The sequence below is a fragment of the Aminobacter sp. P4_D5 genome (genome assembly GCF_056401815.1).
The window spans coordinates 1-611 of record NZ_JBFUIP010000977.1; the positions used below are offsets into that span (position 1 = coordinate 1).

The window sequence follows — 611 nt, forward strand, 5'->3', positions numbered from 1 at the left end:
CGCCGAACGGCACGAGATGCGCCTTGTCGAAGACGCCCAGGATCCGGGACTCCGGATCCAACGCGACGAGGCTGTTGTAGAGGCCCGAGAGCCGCCCCTCGGCGTTCCACTCGGCCCGCACGGTGCCGGCGAGCAGCAGGCCACCCGGCGGCAGGGCCTGGGCGGCGAGGCGCATCGCGTCGGGATCCTGTGCGAGCAGGAAGGGGCTCGCCGTCTCGGGCCAGATCACCAGGACCGGTTGGTCGGGATGCGCCGCCGCCGAGGCGCGAGCCGCCTCGGAGGTCAGCGAGACATAGCGCTGGAAGATCGGCAGGCGTTGCGAGGCGTCCCATTTCACGTCTTGGGCGACATTGCCCTGGACCAGCACGACCCGCACCGGTGTCTCGGCCGGAGGGTTCTCGTGGAGGCGCCAGAAGCCGAAGCCCGTCCAGAGCACGAGCATGGCGAGGCCGCCGAGATTGGCGGCGCGGCTCCGCAGCACAGGCAGCCCGGCGAGGAGGATGGTGAGCAGCGAAAGCCCGTGCACGCCGATGAGGCTGGCCAGTTGCATGGGCTCCGGCCGGAAGGCCCAGACGGTGCCCATGAGGTTCCAGGGAAAGCCGGTGAAGATC

The 611-nt window shown here is 70.4% G+C and carries 1 protein-coding gene; it reads right to left on the reverse strand.

Annotated elements, in window-relative coordinates; all coding sequences use genetic code 11:
• Positions 1–611: nitrilase-related carbon-nitrogen hydrolase (locus tag AC1DWF_RS36165; protein WP_476843268.1), on the reverse strand; the 611-nt coding region annotated here is incomplete at both ends.